This window comes from Paenibacillus sp. AGC31, assembly GCF_057334655.1.
The window spans coordinates 1-17,900 of sequence record NZ_JBHFJH010000035.1 but is presented as its reverse complement, the minus strand read 5'-3'; the positions used below and the strand labels follow the sequence as shown (position 1 = coordinate 17,900).

The 17,900-nt window shown below is 45.3% G+C and carries 17 protein-coding genes; 5 read left to right on the top strand and 12 right to left on the bottom strand.

Translation table 11 applies throughout. The annotated features are described in order from the left end of the window. Nucleotides 1–236 precede the first annotated feature (236 nt). From ACE04G_RS22550 to ACE04G_RS22535, 4 genes are read left to right on the top strand one after another with little or no spacing between them, the layout of a single operon-like run. On the top strand, nt 237–1,319 hold the full coding sequence (locus ACE04G_RS22550; protein WP_221820169.1) for an iron-siderophore ABC transporter substrate-binding protein: 1,083 nt from the start codon (nt 237–239) through the stop codon (nt 1,317–1,319). Continuing rightward, nucleotides 1,312–2,352: a FecCD family ABC transporter permease gene (locus tag ACE04G_RS22545; RefSeq protein WP_449003764.1), complete on the top strand. Its 1,041-nt coding sequence runs from the start codon at nt 1,312–1,314 to the stop codon at nt 2,350–2,352. The genes ACE04G_RS22550 and ACE04G_RS22545 overlap by 8 nt, the downstream gene beginning before the upstream one ends. Further along, on the top strand, nt 2,349–3,380 hold the full coding sequence (locus ACE04G_RS22540) for a FecCD family ABC transporter permease (protein ID WP_339180804.1): 1,032 nt from the start codon (nt 2,349–2,351) through the stop codon (nt 3,378–3,380). The genes ACE04G_RS22545 and ACE04G_RS22540 overlap by 4 nt, the downstream gene beginning before the upstream one ends. After that, on the top strand, nt 3,380–4,180 hold the full coding sequence (locus tag ACE04G_RS22535) for an ABC transporter ATP-binding protein (protein ID WP_449003763.1): 801 nt from the start codon (nt 3,380–3,382) through the stop codon (nt 4,178–4,180). Before ACE04G_RS22540 ends, ACE04G_RS22535 begins: the two co-directional genes overlap by 1 nt. Nucleotides 4,181–4,240: 60 nt before the next feature. Here the strand turns inward: ACE04G_RS22535 and ACE04G_RS22530 are convergent, their stop codons facing one another. From ACE04G_RS22530 to ACE04G_RS22510, 5 genes are all read right to left on the bottom strand, one after another. Further along, a complete protein-coding gene (locus tag ACE04G_RS22530; RefSeq protein WP_449003762.1) occupies nt 4,241–5,455 on the bottom strand; it encodes an ATP-binding protein in 1,215 nt (404 codons plus the stop codon). A gap of 249 nt (nt 5,456–5,704) precedes the next feature. After that, nucleotides 5,705–6,844, bottom strand: a complete 1,140-nt coding sequence (locus ACE04G_RS22525) for a 5-methyltetrahydropteroyltriglutamate--homocysteine S-methyltransferase (protein WP_221820178.1) — start codon at nt 6,842–6,844, stop codon at nt 5,705–5,707. Between the two features lie 192 nt (nt 6,845–7,036). Then, the gene (locus ACE04G_RS22520) at nt 7,037–8,890 is read right to left on the bottom strand and encodes a hypothetical protein (RefSeq protein WP_221820179.1); all 1,854 of its coding nucleotides are present in this window, start codon (nt 8,888–8,890) and stop codon (nt 7,037–7,039) included. An 11-nt stretch (nt 8,891–8,901) separates the two neighbouring features. Further along, nucleotides 8,902–11,193, bottom strand: a complete 2,292-nt coding sequence (locus ACE04G_RS22515; RefSeq protein ID WP_221820180.1) for a glycosyltransferase family 2 protein — start codon at nt 11,191–11,193, stop codon at nt 8,902–8,904. Next, nucleotides 11,193–12,287, bottom strand: a complete 1,095-nt coding sequence (locus tag ACE04G_RS22510) for a GtrA family protein (RefSeq protein ID WP_449004014.1) — start codon at nt 12,285–12,287, stop codon at nt 11,193–11,195. The genes ACE04G_RS22515 and ACE04G_RS22510 overlap by 1 nt, the downstream gene beginning before the upstream one ends. 398 nt (nt 12,288–12,685) lie before the next feature. On the opposite strand from ACE04G_RS22510, the gene ACE04G_RS22505 reads away from it, so the two are divergent. Then, nucleotides 12,686–13,408, top strand: a complete 723-nt coding sequence (locus tag ACE04G_RS22505) for a YheC/YheD family protein (RefSeq protein WP_221820182.1) — start codon at nt 12,686–12,688, stop codon at nt 13,406–13,408. Between the two features lie 84 nt (nt 13,409–13,492). Here the strand turns inward: ACE04G_RS22505 and ACE04G_RS22500 are convergent, their stop codons facing one another. The 7 genes from ACE04G_RS22500 to ACE04G_RS22470 form a co-directional block, all read right to left on the bottom strand. Next, nucleotides 13,493–13,834 carry a hypothetical protein gene (locus ACE04G_RS22500; protein ID WP_221820183.1) on the bottom strand — a complete coding sequence of 114 codons (342 nt, stop codon included), beginning with the start codon at nt 13,832–13,834 and terminating at the stop codon, nt 13,493–13,495. Nucleotides 13,835–14,041: 207 nt separating this feature from the next. Then, complete coding sequence (locus tag ACE04G_RS22495; protein WP_221820184.1) at nt 14,042–14,638, bottom strand: DUF4303 domain-containing protein; 597 nt, start codon at nt 14,636–14,638, stop codon at nt 14,042–14,044. 28 nt (nt 14,639–14,666) lie between these two features. After that, the gene (locus ACE04G_RS22490) at nt 14,667–14,945 is read right to left on the bottom strand and encodes a hypothetical protein (RefSeq protein WP_221820185.1); all 279 of its coding nucleotides are present in this window, start codon (nt 14,943–14,945) and stop codon (nt 14,667–14,669) included. 12 nt (nt 14,946–14,957) lie between these two features. Continuing rightward, a complete protein-coding gene (locus ACE04G_RS22485; RefSeq protein ID WP_339306281.1) occupies nt 14,958–15,575 on the bottom strand; it encodes a hypothetical protein in 618 nt (205 codons plus the stop codon). Between the two features lie 336 nt (nt 15,576–15,911). Continuing rightward, nucleotides 15,912–16,457, bottom strand: coding sequence for a 50S ribosomal protein L25 (locus ACE04G_RS22480; RefSeq protein WP_339306283.1), 546 nt, complete (start codon nt 16,455–16,457; stop codon nt 15,912–15,914). A 375-nt stretch (nt 16,458–16,832) separates the two neighbouring features. Then, nucleotides 16,833–17,609, bottom strand: coding sequence for a class B sortase (srtB, locus tag ACE04G_RS22475; protein ID WP_339306285.1), 777 nt, complete (start codon nt 17,607–17,609; stop codon nt 16,833–16,835). 22 nt (nt 17,610–17,631) lie between these two features. Next, on the bottom strand, nt 17,632–17,900 hold a 269-nt coding region (locus tag ACE04G_RS22470), incomplete at its 5' end, for an LPXTG cell wall anchor domain-containing protein (protein WP_486094823.1).

The following is a 17,900-nucleotide window of genomic DNA, read 5'->3' as shown; positions in this document are numbered from 1 at the left end:
ACATCGATAATATGTTCATCCCTTTCTAATAGAAACCCCTAATATGATATGAGCCTTTACAATTTTTTCATTGACACTCCCTTTGATAAAAAGATATATTTATTGATGTTGATAATCATTATCAGGTATATAAAACGTTTTATATATCTACTTGTTCACATCCCCATGGATGTAATGGATCAATCAGGATGTTAAGCACTACCAAATACATTTTAAGATTCAGGAAGGGGAAACACATGAACACAAAGAGAAAGTTTCCATTAACGGCGTTACTGGTTTCACTAGTCTTTATCCTGGCATTGGTAGGTTGTGGCAACCAAACAGCTGAGCCAGCAGCAACTCCTGCTGCAAGTGACTCGGCAGCTCCAGCTACAGAAACACCAGCCGCTACAGATGAGAATGCCGGATATCCAATTACGATCAAGCATGCACTGGGCGAAACGGTTATTGAGAAAAAGCCTGAGCGTGTAGCTACTGTACAATGGGCGAACCAAGATGTCGTTCTCGCGCTTGGACAAGTTCCTGTAGGCTTCTCTGCAGCTAACTTTGGTGTTCAGGACGACAGCGGACTGTTGCCTTGGACAGCTAAGAAACTCGATGAACTCGGTGTAACCGACCCGAACGTTTTCCAAGATACAGACGGACTTGATTTTGAAGCGATTTCCGATTCCAATCCGGATGTTATTCTTGCAGCATACTCCGGTATTACGCAGGAAGACTACGATCTTCTTAGTGAAATTGCTCCAGTTGTAGCCTATCCAACGGCTCCATGGGCAACAACATGGCGTGAGCAGGTTACTTTCAATGCGCAGGGTATGGGGATGGAAGCAGAAGGTGAGCAATTGATCAAAGATACTGAGGCTATGGTCAACGAAAAATTAGCAGCATATCCTCAGATCAAAGACAAAAAAGTGGTTTGGGTTAACTTCTCCGCTGAAGACATGTCCAAACTTCATATCTATACACCTGTAGATTCACGCGTGGCCTTCCTTGGTGAGCTAGGGTTGGTTGTTCCAGAGAGTGTCACTAGCCAAATTACAGACCCTAACAGCTACTCCCTGAGCTTAAGCGCAGAGAATGCTGAAGCCCTTAATGATGCAGATATCCTTGTTGGATACGGAGATGCTGAGTTGCTAAAAGCTATTCAAGCTGATCCTTTGCTGGGTAAAATCCCTGCGGTTAAACGTGGTTCTGTAGCGTTCATTGAAGCAGATACACCTTTGGTTGCTGCTGGAACGCCAAACCCACTGTCCATTTCCTACACGATCGATGATTACCTGAAACTAATTAGCGGAGCTATCGACAAGATCAATGAATAGTACATCGCTTTCGAACGATAATCACATACGAGCACATGTCCCCAAGAACTTCATCCTGGTGTTAGTCATTTGTTTCATTCTGCTCGCTGCAACTATGATTGCCTCACTGGTCTTTGGCTCTAGACCCGTGAGGTTTCATGAGTTAATCGACGGATTATTTCACCCGGAAGTAGACTCTTATGGGGCAAACATCGTGCGCAAACGGATCTCCCGAACAGTCTTCAGCTTGTTATGCGGGGTAGCACTCGGCGTATCAGGAGCACTGATGCAAGCCGTTACCCGGAACCCACTTGCCGACCCAAGCATATTGGGCGTCAATACAGGGGCATCCCTGTTTGTGGTTATCGGTATTGCATTTCTGAACATCAGCAGCGCCAATCAATATATCTGGCTGGCACTTGCCGGGGCTGCAATAACGGCTGTGTTTGTATTCGGAATCGGCTCAATGGGGCGTGGCGGAGCTACGCCCATTAAGCTTGTTTTGGCCGGAGCAGCCATTAGCGCCGCGCTCTCCTCACTCGTCACCGCCATTATGATCCCTCGTTCGTATGTCATGGACCAGTTCAGGTTCTGGCAAGTGGGCAGCGTAGGATCGGCAACCTGGAGTGGAATCAGTACGTTCATCCCGTTTCTGCTCATCGGCGTACTCATTGCATTTCTTACGGCTCCGGCACTAAATGCGCTGGCGCTGGGTGATGATGTTGCAACAGGACTCGGTGTTCGCACAGGAACACTTCGATTCATTGCAGCCCTTGCAGGGGTTTTATTATGCGGAGCAGCTACTGCTCTTGCTGGACCGATTGGTTTCATCGGATTGTTATCCACCCACGTCATACGCCTTATACTGGGGCCCGACTTACGTTTTGTCATACCCATGTCAGCCATAGCTGGAGCGATCATTCTAACGATATCCGATGTTGGTGGCAGACTCATCAGCAACCCTGGAGAGCTTGAAGTCGGTGTCGTTACTGCCTTTATAGGTGCTCCAATATTAATCATCCTCGCGATGCGATCGAAAGTGCGTTCATTATGAGAGATCAATCGATTGAATTTATTATGGCGGGCAGACGTCATCGACGTCGCCGCTGGATACTTGTCACCAGTCTCCTTGCCATACTTGCATGTGCTCTTTGCTGCGCCATGCTTTTGCTCGGCAACACAATCTATCCGGTCAAAGATGTCATTAGCTCCCTTTCGGGAGAGAAGATCAAAGGTGTGTCTTTTGCCGTGAATACGATACGTCTACCAAGAATGCTTACAGGTCTCTTTGCCGGATTTGCCTTCGGCATTGCAGGTTATACCTTCCAGACCATGTTGCGGAACCCGCTGGCCAATCCTAATGTTATCGGGATCACGTCAGGTTCAAGCGCTGCTGCTGTGTTTTGTATCGTCGTACTTCATGCAAGCGGAGCTATGGTTTCCTTGGCTTCAGTGATTGCAGGTCTGGCTACGGTATTGTTCATATATGTACTTTCCAGAGGAAAAGTGTTCTCCATCGGACGGTTAATACTTATCGGGATTGGTATTCAAGCTATGCTTGATGCAGTAATCTCCTATCTCTTACTGGTTAGTTCTGAAAAGGATATTCCTGCTGCAATCCGATGGCTCACAGGCAGTCTGAACGGTTCTCAGATGAGTGCACTGCCGCCTCTCGTGATTACCGTACTGATCTGCACACCTATCATCATGATGTTGGGCAAACACCTCAGTATATTGGAACTCGGAGAACAATCGGCATTCTCCCTAGGTGTGGATACGGACAAAACCAGAATTGCACTTATTGTGAGTTCCGTCTGCATGGTTGCCATTGCTACCGCGACTACAGGTCCGATCGCCTTTGTCTCCTTCCTTGCGGGACCTATCGCGAAGAGGCTCGTAGGTGTTGGCTCCTCGAACATCATCCCGGCTGGTTTGGTTGGCGTTAATCTGGTTCTAGCCTCAGATCTCATCGGACAGTTTGCTTTTGAGTACAGATTCCCCGTAGGCGTCATTACCGGATTGCTCGGAGCACCGTATCTGATCTTCCTGTTAATCCGAATGAATCGTAAGGGAGAGTTATAATGAAACCGACACATGTATTTGAAGCGAAACAACTGGTTGCGGGATATGAAAATAAAACCATTATCCACGGTGTGGACATCGTAATACCGAGTAACCAAATAAGCGTCATTATTGGCTCTAATGGTTGCGGAAAGTCTACCCTTTTGAAAACCATGGCTAGGCTCATTAAGCCTACATCTGGCAGCATTACGCTGGACGGCAAAGCCATCAGCAAGATCCCGCCCAAGCAATTGGCTCGTGTGATCGGATTACTCCCACAGTCTCCCATTGTTCCGGAAGGCATATCGGTAGCGGATCTGGTGGGGCGTGGAAGATTTCCACACCAATCCTTGTTCAGTGGCTGGACCAAGAAGGATTACGAGGCTGTCGCTGAAGCCATGACCATCATGAACATTACCGAGTTTGCCAATCACAATATTGATGAACTCTCGGGCGGCCAACGTCAGCGTGTGTGGATTGCGATGGCGCTAGCGCAACAGACGGATATCCTTTTTCTCGATGAGCCTACAACCTTCTTGGATATCACGTATCAAGTTGAGATTCTGGATCTGCTTACCGAGCTGAATCGCAAACACGGAACGACCATTGTAATGGTACTACACGATATCAACTTATCAGCACGGTATGCAGATCATATCTTTGCACTTCATACCGGAAAACTTGTTGCTGAGGGTAAACCTGCAGAGGTGATAACCGCAACACAAGTGAAAGACATTTTTGGATTGGAATGTACGGTCATAGAAGACCCCGTCTCGGGATCACCGATGGTGGTGCCGAAAGGGCGATATCATGCTAGATAGACGAATAGCGGCAGTTGCGACAAAGATCCCTTTGTCCTACTGTCGCTATTTTATTTTGGTCTAATCCATTTTAGCTATAAAGCGAATCGTCACCGAGGTCCCCTGAGCTTTTGCGCTGTGATATTCGATCGTTCCCTCATACTTTTCCACGATATTATAGCAGATCATCAATCCAAGCCCCGTTCCATTTGTTTTCAATGAATAAAACGGAGTCCCCAGTGACTTCACCTCTTCCTCCGTCATGCCGCTTCCCTGATCCGAGATCCTTATCTCTACCCATTGCTTCACTCGCTTCGCTGTTACGTGGACGGTTGTACCCGCATCCGAAGCTTCTAATGCATTTTTGATAAGATTGATCAGCAACTGCTTGAACTCAATTGTATTAATGAGAATTATGCAATCCTCATCCACCTTCACATCCATATGTTTGTCCGATAACATCGCATAGGAGCTGAGCAGACCCGTCACACCTTCAAGGACCTCCCTTACATCGACCTTCTCTGGTCTCAGTTCTCTATTGGGTTTGGCAAGGGTCAGAAATTGAGAGGTCACCTGTTCGACAGTATTCAGTTCATCAATCATTAAGGCAAACTTATTCCTCACCGGCTGCTCAAAAGAGTGATCCTCTCGATATAGCTGCAAAAAACCTCGCACCACCGTCACTGGATTACGAATCTCATGAGCGACAGCAGCTGTTAGATGAGCGATCATCTTCAAATGCTCTGTTTGTTGTAGCTGCTCAAAATAAAGTTCCTGCTTTTTCATTCGAGAAACGCTCAGATGAAAAATAAGAAATAAAATGACCTGACTTCCCATAATATTGATAAAATTGCCTACCACATCTGTATGTATATATGCATACTCATTCCCTTGGTTATACAGAAGATTATAACCAAACGTAATGAGGAGCAATATTCCATTGAGAATTAACGAGAAATAAAATAATTTCAGATCATAGAACAGGATGGCGAGGGCTGGAAGTAGACTTATGAGAATGTAGGTTGTCCAAGACTGGGGATATAAAAGAGCAAGCGTATAGAAGTATGCAAATCCGATCAGAATGATGCTCAATCTGAAGGGAAACGTCTCAAACTTGGGATATATCAATAAACATACAGTGAGAACGGTTACGCATAAGCAATGGATCATATAACCCACGGTAATCCCATTCAATTCTGTCGTGGACAGGATTAATCCCGATAACATCAGAGCAATAATCGCTAGCATTGAAATATAATACGTTTTCCGATTCATCTGACTGTGCAATTCTTTCATGAATTCACCACTTTTGAATGGATTTCTACAGTATTTCTACAGTATCATTGTATCTTATTTGGTGACCTGCATACTATGGATTCTGATCAAATTATTGAAGCGGATGAGCACATTTAATATTAACATTCACTTCGAAAAAGATTACACTAAAAAGCCATACGGATGTTGTCCGTACAGCTATTTCGCAGTTGTTTTTGTTCATACACAACATGTGATTAGTGACGAATGAAGATAAGAAATTTTACTTCCTTACTTCCAAAGCTCTTCGGCAATTTCCTTAATGAAGGCAAGCTTGCGCCATTGCTGTTCCTCGGTCAGATGGTTGCCTTCTTCCGTGGAAGCGAAGCCGCATTGTGGACTCAGGCAGATTCGATCCAGATCAACATATTGTGTAGCTTCCTCAATCCGTTTCAGGATATCTTCCTTGTTCTCCAACTCTCCGAATTTGGAAGAGAAGAGCCCAAGTACAACCTGCTGATTGTCCTTCAGGAAACGAAGTGGTTTGAAGTCACCAGCCCGTTCCGTATCAAACTCCAGATAGAAACCAGAGTAGTTATCGATGCTCAGAAGTGTCTGCGCAATCGGCTCGTAACCGCCACCGACTCCTGCAAATGTCGAAACATAATTACCGCGGCAGACATGAGTGGTTACCACGAGGTCTTCCGGCAGGCCAGATACCACATCTTCGTTCAGTTTTGCGAGTTCGTTTGCGTACTCTTCCACATTGACACCAATCTGCTCCATCACTGTGATGAACTGTTGGTCACACAATGCACCCCACGTACAATCATCAATCTGGATGCTGCGGCAGCCGGCTTCATAAAAAGCCAGAATGGATGCTTTGTACGCCCCAGCAATGTCCGAGAGAAGCTCTTGGCGGTTCGGATAGATGGCCTGTGTGCTTTCCTTATTATCTGCCCGGTCCAATTCGAATAGGAACTGTGCAGCTGCTGGGATGGACTGACGGGCAACAACGTCTTCCCCAGCCGCTTCTTTCAAGAAGGCATAATGAGCTACAAATGGATGACTGCTGTAGCTGATTTTGCCGCTCAGACGAGCTGTTTCCGGTCTGGATGTCGCACCGTTGAATCGGTAGCCTTCCTCAATGATTGTCCGCTCTACACCATCCAGTCCCCAGAAGAAGTCCAGATGCCACCAAGAGCGGCGGAATTCGCCGTCCGTTACAGCCTGAAGGCCAACCTCTTTTTGTTTCTGTACAAGTTTCACAATCTCGGCGTTCTCCACTTCATTCAACTGTTCCGTGGTAATTTCGCCGTTTTGGTATTTTAATCGGGCATCCTTCAACGCACTCGGGCGCAGGAAACTGCCCACAATATCATATCGAAATGGAGTGACTGTTCGTTGTTTAGGTCCTGTTTGTACGCTCATAGTTTAATCTCCCCGTTTATCATTATAGAATTAAATATAACATATCCGATCGGAATAGCTGTTCTACGAAAGAGTTATAGCCCGCTATAGGTATTAGCTATAGCGGGCTATATTTAAGGAGAATCTATATACAATCATGTATTCAATCTTACCTGACCAGATGTCCGGAACAGGATCTCAACATCGATGATCTCAAGTCAACGTAAGAACGATCTGATCCCCGGAACGGGTGATTCTGTAGATACCCTCCTGCATGTCGATGCCATAATGCTTTTTCAGCAACCACTTGGCGTTGAGATCGGTCTCGACAACCACCAGATAATCGTAGCCGCTCAGAAGGTTATCCATATTATCCTCATAGAACAACACAATCCCGTCCACATGAGGAGCATACAAGAAATACTTCCCTACATATTGCATGTAATAGTTCGTGACCTGTTGGTCCCTGTCTGAGGCGTAGAAGAGATATCTGTTGTTATCCTCCTGCCCACCTGAGTACCACCGATCACCAGTAACCGCATGAATCTTGTAAGGAAGCGTTGTATCATAGCTTTGGGCGATAGACACGATACCATTGTATTCGGACAAAAGGATGGTGGCTGCAACCGCCATACAGCCGATAATGCCTTTTTGATAATGACCTTTTGTCTCAACTGTCTTAAAGGACTGATAATCTGGTACTTCACCGATCCGATAGTGGAATGATCGCTCCAGGTCGATCGCAGCGCACAACACCAGCCCACCGGCGAATAGCACCACGATACTTGATGCATAACGCTCAAATCCAGCCAGGACAATTGCTTCATCCAATGGCATGGAGAAGAGATACAACGCCAGAATACCCGCATAGTACAGTAACAGCACAACGTCCAAAGCAATTAATGCTTTCCACAAGTTCCACTTCTTCTTGAGCACAACGATGGCAAATACAGATGCTGCAATCGCGATAAGCTGGAAAATAACAATGCCGATCACTGGCCGTGTCGTCAGATCCGTACTGGCCTTCAGGAAAGTCCACAGAATCTCACGCATCTGCTCTGGCGTTTTGCCGGCTTGAATCCCCGAGGTAGCCACATCGAACTTGTTATCAATCCCTTGGAACACCGTCGCCATTCGCCAGCTCCAGCCAAAGTAGGGAATCAGCGCACCGCAGATCGTACCCACTACAGCGAGCGCTGTTTTCCAATCGAACTTTTGTTTATGTTTTAGCCATGTATACACTAGGAAAATCAGACCGATCGCAGCGAAAATAATACCCGTGCTTTTGATGATGGTCAGTAATCCCGCAAGCGGAAGAACAACAATACATGCCTTTTTGATCTCATTACGATATTGGTAGATCACCGCCAGGATTGCGAGCGCGTAGATCGGAAGCAAGAAATCCACGAGCAGGTTGGTGATCCGAATCGTAAGATTGAAAAACGAAAGTGTAGATAACCCGAGCCCGAGAAAAGCGTACAGAAGAAAGCGTTTCTTCTCCGAAACAATGCCAAACATGGCATAAAAACAGGAGAAGATAAGTAATCCCTGTGCCAAGAGCATTACGGACTGGGAGTGCCCCATGAAGCGACAGACATAATAAATGAAAGACGAAGTCCCAAGCGGATAGTTTTTAAAATCAATCAGGTTGGAGTCTGGCGTTGGAAAGGCATCTGTACTCAGCATCTGCTTCAGTACGATAGCCCAGTGTGAGAAATTATCGTAATGTGTTAATTGGTTCTGAAAGAGCACCAGCAAGAAAACAAAAGTCCCTGCCAGGAATGAAAATTGGAATATAGAAAAGGACATCCTTAATGATGCCCCTCGGCGCAACCTGAGAAACAACATTCCCCCATATAAAAGCAAACCTGCAATCAGGATGACAAGGCTGCCCGTAAAGAGCTGCCCTGCCAAACCACTCAGAAAAACAAAGCAAGCAATCGAGGAAAACACAAATACAGGGATGAACTCCCAACGTAGTGAAAGAGCCTTCCGTACAAACTGCATATAACCAAGAAAGGAGAATATCAATAAAACTCCCATCACAAAATGAAGCACAATGAGCATCTCTATCTCTCCTAACCCTCTCTGGTGGAACGATCGGAATGTGGCTGAATCAAATCAGTCAGCAATTGGTCGATCAGGCCCTTCTCCACAATATCATCGATATTCTCCACCGAGAGAAGCACTTCACGCTCACGGGCTGTCGTTTTTCCCGTATGTTGCAAAATGACTTCAATATTACTCTTCGTATAAAAGGTAACGACCGCTCCTGCCGCAATATCACCATGGAAACCCGTCGCGGAGAAGAAACGATAATTGAAGCTGCGCAGTGTACAGCTAGCATCATTGGTGAAATGAACTGGAAGCTGAAGGGATAGCCGCGGCATTTTTCGCTGATCCGATCTGGGTTGAACAATCCGTTTTTTCACATTACGTAACATATCGTCATAAGCCGTATCCCACAGATTCATCTGCTCTGGCAATGAGTGTTTACGGTCGTAGATGATTTGCATGTATTGGCGGTTATCATTCTCATCAATCGGCTGAACCGTTGCGGAGTAACGCCAGCCCTCCCCATCCTGTTTCACATAAACGATGACTGCATCGAGATTGGCCTCATACCGGTCGGTTTTGACAACCAGAGAGATGATCTTCTGCTCAGCCAAATAAATGGGATAAGGAACATAGAAGGCAATACCTTGCTCAGATACATCCACCGTTTTGGCCTGATATCGCAGATTGTTGGCTTGGTCGTGAATCGTGACATCTTCCTGCGCCCGAATCCGTTCTGTCTCCCGATACGCACGGCGGCCAACCATGAAGAACAGGGCGTAACATAGCGCAATCATGTTATGAATTAGCCAGAAAATAATGATACTGCTGAAGAACAGCGCAATGCCGTACTTGCCATTCACATACCGAATCACGGCTGCAATGGAAAGCAACAGCAAGAAGATATGCGGAAGTGCATATAACAGAGCAGACATCCATTGTCGACCGCTTGCTCTGCTTTTGTTGGTGACCTTGAATTTTTTCTCACGAATACCCAGCGTCTCCAGGAGAACCGGCCAGATCAAGTAAGGCATGAATATGGTATCGATAACCTGACTCCATCGCTGATTCCGAATATTGCTGGACAGATATCGCATGGATACACTATAGAAGAAATAAGATGGAAGCCAGAATATTAGGATTTGCCAGAAGGTTGTATTCACAATCTGGAAGTCGAATAACGCAAACAAAATAGGTGCCAAAATGAAAATCAACCGGTTAAAGAAGGACCACCAGTATAAGAAACTGCTTAAGTAGGTCACCCTCGTCCAGAAAGGAAGCTTGCCAGATAAGGGTGCACGCGTATTCTGCAGGCTCTGAATGATACCCCTTGCCCAGCGAATCCGTTGCTTAATCATACTCTTCACTGTTGTTGTCGTCTGCCCGGCAGCTTGAACCTCTTGAGTTGCGTAGGTAATATAACCTTCCTGCTGCAAGCGGATGCTTGTCTCAAAGTCCTCAGTGATTGTATTGAGTGGAAAACCTCCGATGTCTTCCATGCCCTGCCGGGAAATGATCGTATTACTTCCTGTATAGGCTACCGCATTGGAGGCATTACGCAGGATGTTCACTTCTCTGGAGAAGAAATCCTGTTCATTCGGAATACCTTGCTCTGCATACAGGTTGAACTGGAATAGATCCGGATTGTAGAAACTTTGCGGGGTCTGTACCAGACCAAGCTTGAACTTAGGGTCCATCTCGTCCTCTCGGCGAGGACGCCATACCTCATTCTCCTTAATAAACGTGGAGAGCATGAAATAGGGTACCGTTTTCATCAAAAAGGTGTGCTGTGGAATCATATCCGCATCAAACGTTGCAATGAGCGGCGAAGAGCTTTTGCTCAGTGCATTGTTCAGATTACCAGACTTGGCATCCTTGTTTCCGGGGAACCCCAGATATCCCACACCAAACTGTTTGGCAAGCTCCTCCACCTCAGGTCTTGCTCCATCATCACAGAGATAGATATGAACCTTCTGTTTGTCCGGGTAATCCATGAACGTACAGGCATTAACGGTTTTATATAACAGATCAACAGGCTCATTATGCGTAGCAATAAATACATCCACATCCGGATAATACTCCGGCGGAACGATTGGAAAATCGAGCTGTGTACGTTCTTTTTGCATTTTTTGAAAGAATAATTCAAAGGTTGTCAGTACGGTGACCGTCTCAGCCACAATCAGCAGCATACCAAAAATGACGTTCAGAACGCCCTCACCCCATGGCAACGTAAAGAACGTACGCCATACCAAATAAATCGACATCAGGATCATCGTGATGACAAAAAAGATATTCTGCCTTTTTTCGTTTTGCACTACAACTGCTTCCTCCTTGCTGCAAATACCCATCTTCGCTGCAATTGGAAACTGAGCAGGAACAGCAAGGCATCACAGACGAATTTCGCCAATTTCTCATCTACGAAGAGAACGGTATGGAATATATAAACACCGGTACTGGACAGCAAGATCACTACTCCGCATAACGTTAGATAGCGCCATAGACTGCCCTGGCTATCCTCCTTGCGGAATACAAAGTGTCTGTTCAGTACATAGTTGACTACAATGGAAATAATTCTCGCAATCACGGTTGCCAGCAGAATTCTTAAATAGTGCTGCTCACCCAACATGGGCCGCAATGCGTCGATCAAAAACCAGGCGATGCCCAAATCCACGACCGAACTCGCCACCGACGATGAGATGAACCGCAGGAAATTGGAGAACAACACCCCCATGACCCGAGCACTATCCTGGATCGCTTTAAAATGAGTGCCCGCATTGCCATTTTCATAAATGACTTGAATTGGCATGGTATGAATCGGAATGCCCGATTGGATGCACGAGATGAGCATCTGCAGCTCATATTCAAATCGAGTGCCGCGAACATCCTGCATAAACGCAAGTAACCCTGGACCGAAGGCACGAAGCCCAGTCTGGGTATCTGACAGCTTTTTACCATACAGCATGGCAAAAATAAAGGAGGTCATCCGATTGCCTAACAGGGACTTTGGGGGTATATTCCCCTCGCTGAAGTTCCTTACCCCGAGCACCAACGAATCCGGATGAAGCCTTGCTTCTTGGGCTATGCGGTATACATCCTCAGCTGCGTGTTGTCCGTCTGAATCAGCGGTTACGACGAAGGAAAATGCGTCGAATTGCTGACCAATATACTCAAATCCGGTCTTGAGTGCCGCACCCTTCCCCTGATTTTCCGCATGTGTCATCAGAGCACAACCGTTCTCGCGAAGCTCCTCGAAAATCGACTGGTAGGCCTCACCAGATCCGTCGTCCACAATAACAATATTAGTAAATCCATACTCTCGCAATTGCCTTACATAGGCTGGAAGTCTCTCATCCGGTTCAAGCGATGGAATGAGGATGATCGTTTCGCCGTTTTGTCTACCTATAATCATCCTGATAAGCCTCAATTCGACATATTTTCACAGATTCTTTTTTGAATATTGTGAGTATAACACCGAAAAGGCATACAGTAAACGAATAACTTGTATATATATTGGTAAAAAAGTTGCACTCTTTTATAAGCTAATTCATAGGCGAAAAATACTAGTAGAGGGTTAGTCTAGCACTACTCAAACAATTGCACATTTGGCTCTCGTTTCAGCACATGTACCAGCATGGCGTGAATGAACGCCTCCCCAGAATGCAGTCGTTCCTCGTATTAGTTCATCTTCTGTCTCCATCGACCGATTGGACATGCTTCCCACTTACAAATCTAGACGAATGGCCACTTATGCGGATCACGAATTTGAATTAGAATGACCGTAGACGATTGAAAAAGGCTGTGATTCCAATGTTATTCGAAAGAGACAAATGGTTGCAGTATGGCATTCTGCGCGATGAGCCCTCTCTTGCAGAACTGTTGCCAGAGACACAGTTGCTTGAGAAGGATACGCTAACGAAGATGCTTCTTCAGTATTCCAGCGTTGTACTGAAACCTCGTAATGGCAGTTACGGAAGGGGTATCCTGTTCATTAAACGAAGCGGTGCAAATGCTTATCGTATTCAAAATGAAAATAACTCAGTCACCATGAGAGACAACGTGCAGTTAGTCGAATGGTTCGAACAAACAATCAAAAGTGATGAATATATTATCCAAAAGCGTCTGCAGCTTGCTCAAATTAAACACAGGCCGTTCGACATTCGGATTATGGTTCAGCGCAAAAAGGGTTCCTCGTCCACTTGGAACGTGACAGGTTCCTATGCTAAAGTCGCAGCACAAGGATACCAAGTCACCAATGTGAATAACCGCCCCATTCCCGTTATTAAAGCACTGAGACTAGCTCGAATTGGAGATCGGCGCTTACTTGTCAAAGCGGAACAAGTTGCACGATTAGCTGCCAAACGATTGGGAGAGCATTACCCCATGCTTAGACAAGTTGGGTTCGATATAGCCATCGACAAGAAACGGCGAATTTGGATTATCGAAGGCAATTATCAACCGGATTTGCGCCCTTTCCGACTTATGAAAGACTCCTCGATGCACCGCAGAATATTATGGTACAAGAAACACTAAAACGAAAAAAGACGACCTGCCTGCTAGCCCGGGCAAGTCGTCTCTTCATGTTTCGTACCTAATCTCGATATTAATCCTCTTCGGTTATTTCCGGCATTTTCTAATCGTACTTGTAACACGTGTCACTCGGAACTGATTTACCCCTACCTGTATAATGGCGAACTGGCTGTACGAAGTACCAGAAGAGGTATACGGTTCAGCCTCAATATTTCCACTCGGTGTTCTAACCGTCGCGGTGATTCTAGTTACCAGGCACACACCACGGTCGGAAGATCTCCAAGTCTCGTCACGCTGAACACTATATCTGTCGTTGCTACAAAAGATGGATGCATACTCCACTACTCCACTCGCATTAAACGAAGTCGAGTTATAGATCTGAACAGGGTCATAACCACCTCTAGGTGCTCCAGGTCTTCTATTTCCCATTCTCAAAACCTCCTTTTTTATTGATAGTCTATTAAATGCAATTAAATAGTTTTGGTGAGGTATAAATGTGGACAAGGTAGAAAAAGTGTGTTTGTACACTGTTGACAAACACGAAAAAAACCACCCTTTAATGTACAAAGGTGGTTTGCGAATTATAGACCTACTGTTAGTATCATTTTAATGAACTAATTCCGTCGAAACAGTACATCATAGACGGTCAAAACTCTCCAAATTGCAGATGCTTCTACTCTGCCGCTTCGCCAACCATGCTTGCATAGCCGGAGATTCCGCCCGATTCAAACGTAAGGCGATTTCAGTGTTGATCTTATCCGGCGGCATGACTTCAACAAGGACACATACGGACTCTCGCGGTTGATTTAAGGCAAATATGCCTTCATCATCGAGCATTTTCATCGCCAGCTCCATGGCTTTCAGCCTCACATCCAACTCGCGATTCCAATCATCATTCTCCAGTTCCGCAATGAAAGGACGCTCGTTATATCGTTGTTTGACACCGTCAAAGTGATCATCCCCAAAACAACAATAGGGCGAATCCGCATACGACCATTTGATGAGATCCGCAATCGTGGATACCGGCGTATCACTTTCCTCTGCTTGTCTAGCCGATTCCAACGCCAAAGCTTCCCACGACCATGCAGAAATGCTTGGCACATGTCCTTCGCCAGTAGTGTATAACGTACAATAATAGTAACGTTCACCATTTTCAAAAAGGGTGCAAAAAGACTTTCTGGCGGCAGCAGCGATCTCTATGGCCAGTGTCTCTATTTCTTGCATTGGCTTCATGAATAGAGTTCCCCTTTCCATTCGTTGATCATTTGCCCCTTCGATATGAATTGGCTATTTGGACTAGATACCAGACACCCGCACCCACAAGGGCAGCAGACACCAGATTGATGCAGCCAAACACGATGAGTGACTTTGCTTGGCCTGGACCAATCCGGAAAGCCGTAACAAGCTGGAAGACAGCCGGTAGCAAAAATGCCAGCCAGGAGATGGTTATAAGCTTTTCTGTTCTGAAACTCCACCACACTGCGGAACATGAGGCAACTAGCAGTACCCAGGTACAGATAATATTTAGGGCGAACGTCATTTCGTCCCCCTCCTATTTGCCATGAATCACAAGTCTATATTTACTGAAGATCCACGATTGGCTCAATTCGTGCATTGCATCATGGCTTATACGCACAGAGGGCTTTTGCTCCTTCATCGCATCTGCATCAAGGGCTGAGAAGCGAAGGGGTTTGGTCATTTTTTTGATAGTTTCTCTTATTTCATCGAAAAATGCATAGGTCAGCGGCTTATGGTCCCGGATATCCTCATAAATATAGTACTTTCCTTTTTCATCTTCCAAATTAACTTGAAAACCTTTCGGAAATGAAAGCAAGATACACGGCAGTTCATCCTCTGCCCATTGTCCGTGATATGGAAAAGAAACCCCTTCATTTCTTACAAAAAATCCTGAACTTTCTTGATCTGATGCAATAGAAATAGAGTAAACAAAGAAGGGATGGATGTCATATCTCTTTTCTCCTGCCACAAAATACTGATAGAACGTCTGATACTCCTCGTACACCTGATTATAATCATGCTCTGTTCGGGCAGCATTGGTACGATAGAATTGCGCTTGCCGATGCTCCAAAAGCTGCAAAAGGCTTTTAAACTCTTCAGGAGTGATGAAGAATCTCAGTTTATAGAATCCGCTATTCTTTAATTTGTCCATTTCTTTTCGCTCACCGCCCTGTTTAGAAATGTTATGCCAATGACCTTAGCGGTTCAGGTTCAACTATATATGTATCTTATTTCCATTATAGTGATTACCTTTCCTGAGTCTACCTACTTTACACCTGAATTTTGCGAATGAACTTTGAAAAGGTAGCGAAATATAAGGATCATTGCGCTTGTACGCGAGCAAAAAACATACGTGAGGTGAATTCCAGACTACCCGCCTTGTGAGGTTGGGAGCACGCCAACATCTCGTAATCAGCACAAATTAGCCGTACGGATGATCACCCGTACGGCTAATTTTGAATTATTCAGCTTTGCGAATTTGGAATTGTTAAGGTTTAACTACAGAGAGAAGAGACTCATTCCCCTCAGAGATCACCGTCACATCTGGTGCAAACGTTGCATCACTTACATGTAACGTTTCTCCAAGTTCCATAGTACTAATGTCAAATTCAATCGACGTTGGCAAGTGTCTCGGCAATGCCTCCACTTCAATAGAAGATAATTGAACCTGCACGACTCCGCCCTGTTTTGTACCGATCGGTGTGCCGTTGAACTTCACAGGAATTTTAGTACGCAGGATCTCATTGGTCTGCACCTGTTGAAAATCCACATGAAGTAAATCCCGTGTAACTGGATCACGCTGGAGATCTTCCAACAATACAGTCAATGAGTCTTTCTCTTCAAACTGCAGTTCGATAAAACCAGACGTACCCTGCTTCAACCATTTTTGAAATTGTATTGTTGGAATATGAATCATTTCATTCTCCGTATTTTTGCCAAAAACAATACCTGGCAAACGCCCGGATTTACGTAAATCCCTAAGTCGGGATGTATTTAATGGAATGCGGTTCTCCGCTTGAAAACTAGTAGTCATGCTATGTTCGCTCCTCTTTATTAAATGATATTTTCACATTTTTTATACTCATCCAACCATCCCCTGTTGGGGCTAAAGAGAGAAACATAGCATCACCACCTCCATATACGATCCAATTGATTTTAAAATACATTTAATGTAAGCACCCATAATATACATGAAGGCACTCTACTCCGAAGAGTAGAATGCCTATGGGATGCTTCAACCCTATCATAGAAACATAGATTTGTCGATTTAACACGCCATTTCCCATTTTGACGACTGGAACAGGCCTTCATGTCCATGAGCACCTTATTTCGAGAAAAAGAAAAATCGCGTCCTCTAAGGAGAGAACGCAAAATAAAGCAGATTGATTTTGTGTTTCAGCATCGTCAATTAACGCTTTCGGGCCACCACCGCTAGCCTACCGTTTTCGGTCGAATACTCGCATGTGGACAGTACAATAAGCTTGTCACCATACTGTGCTGTTACGCCTGTGTCATAAAGAGAGAGTTGTTGGATATTCTGAACATATGAATCGAACTCGGCGGGCGTACTTACATTCTCAATCTGGTAGTATTTAAACACGTCGTCCGATTTGCGATAAACTTTTGACAGAATAACGGCAACAATCTCATACTCTTCCTTCTCGTAAAGCGTGCTGAACTGGAACGTCGCATGTTCTTGATAGAAGCTTTTGTTCTTGTACTTCATTAAATCTTTAAACATCCAACCACTTTTCATGTGATGACCATGAATCAGCAAAATGTCCGAATTGTTGGTCGTACTAGACTCGTCCAAAAAAGGAAGCCCGCCTTGGTTTTCATTTTTATCAAAATCATGATTGAGATAGTACTCCGAATCCTGTGGGCTCTGCATGACCGGGTACTCAATTCGGGTACCGTCAATCTTCAGCCAGCCGACGATGTCTGAGTTCCTCTCGTAAAGATCTCGAAATTCGGGAAGCATAACCGGCTCATTGCCTTTATTGAACAAAAGGGAGGGGAATACATCCCCTCCACCTTGTTCTGATCCTTCTTTCCAAACCTTTGTTAACTCTTCGATTTTCTGCTTCTCGGCATAATCTCGCAAGAAAGTCCTCGCAAGACTGACAAGTGAAAATACCAACACAAGCAAGGAAACAGCGATAAGAATTTTTTTAGTTTTGCTCATTTTCTTACCGCCTTCCCTTCCATTACTGGATGTGCTTTTTCTTCTTGTACCCAAGCAGACAGAACCCGATCGTCATTAAGGACATCAGCGCCAAAATCATATACAAGAATGGCGATACGCTGTTATCTCCAGTTTTCGGAGCATCGTCCAACTCGTTGCTATCGTTCTTAAGCTGACCGTTACCATTGCCCGGATCTGGTGTTACGGTGCCTGGGTCAGGCGTTACCGTGCCTGGGTCAGGCGTTACCGTGCCTGGATCTGGCGTTACCGTGCCTGGATCTGGCGTTATGG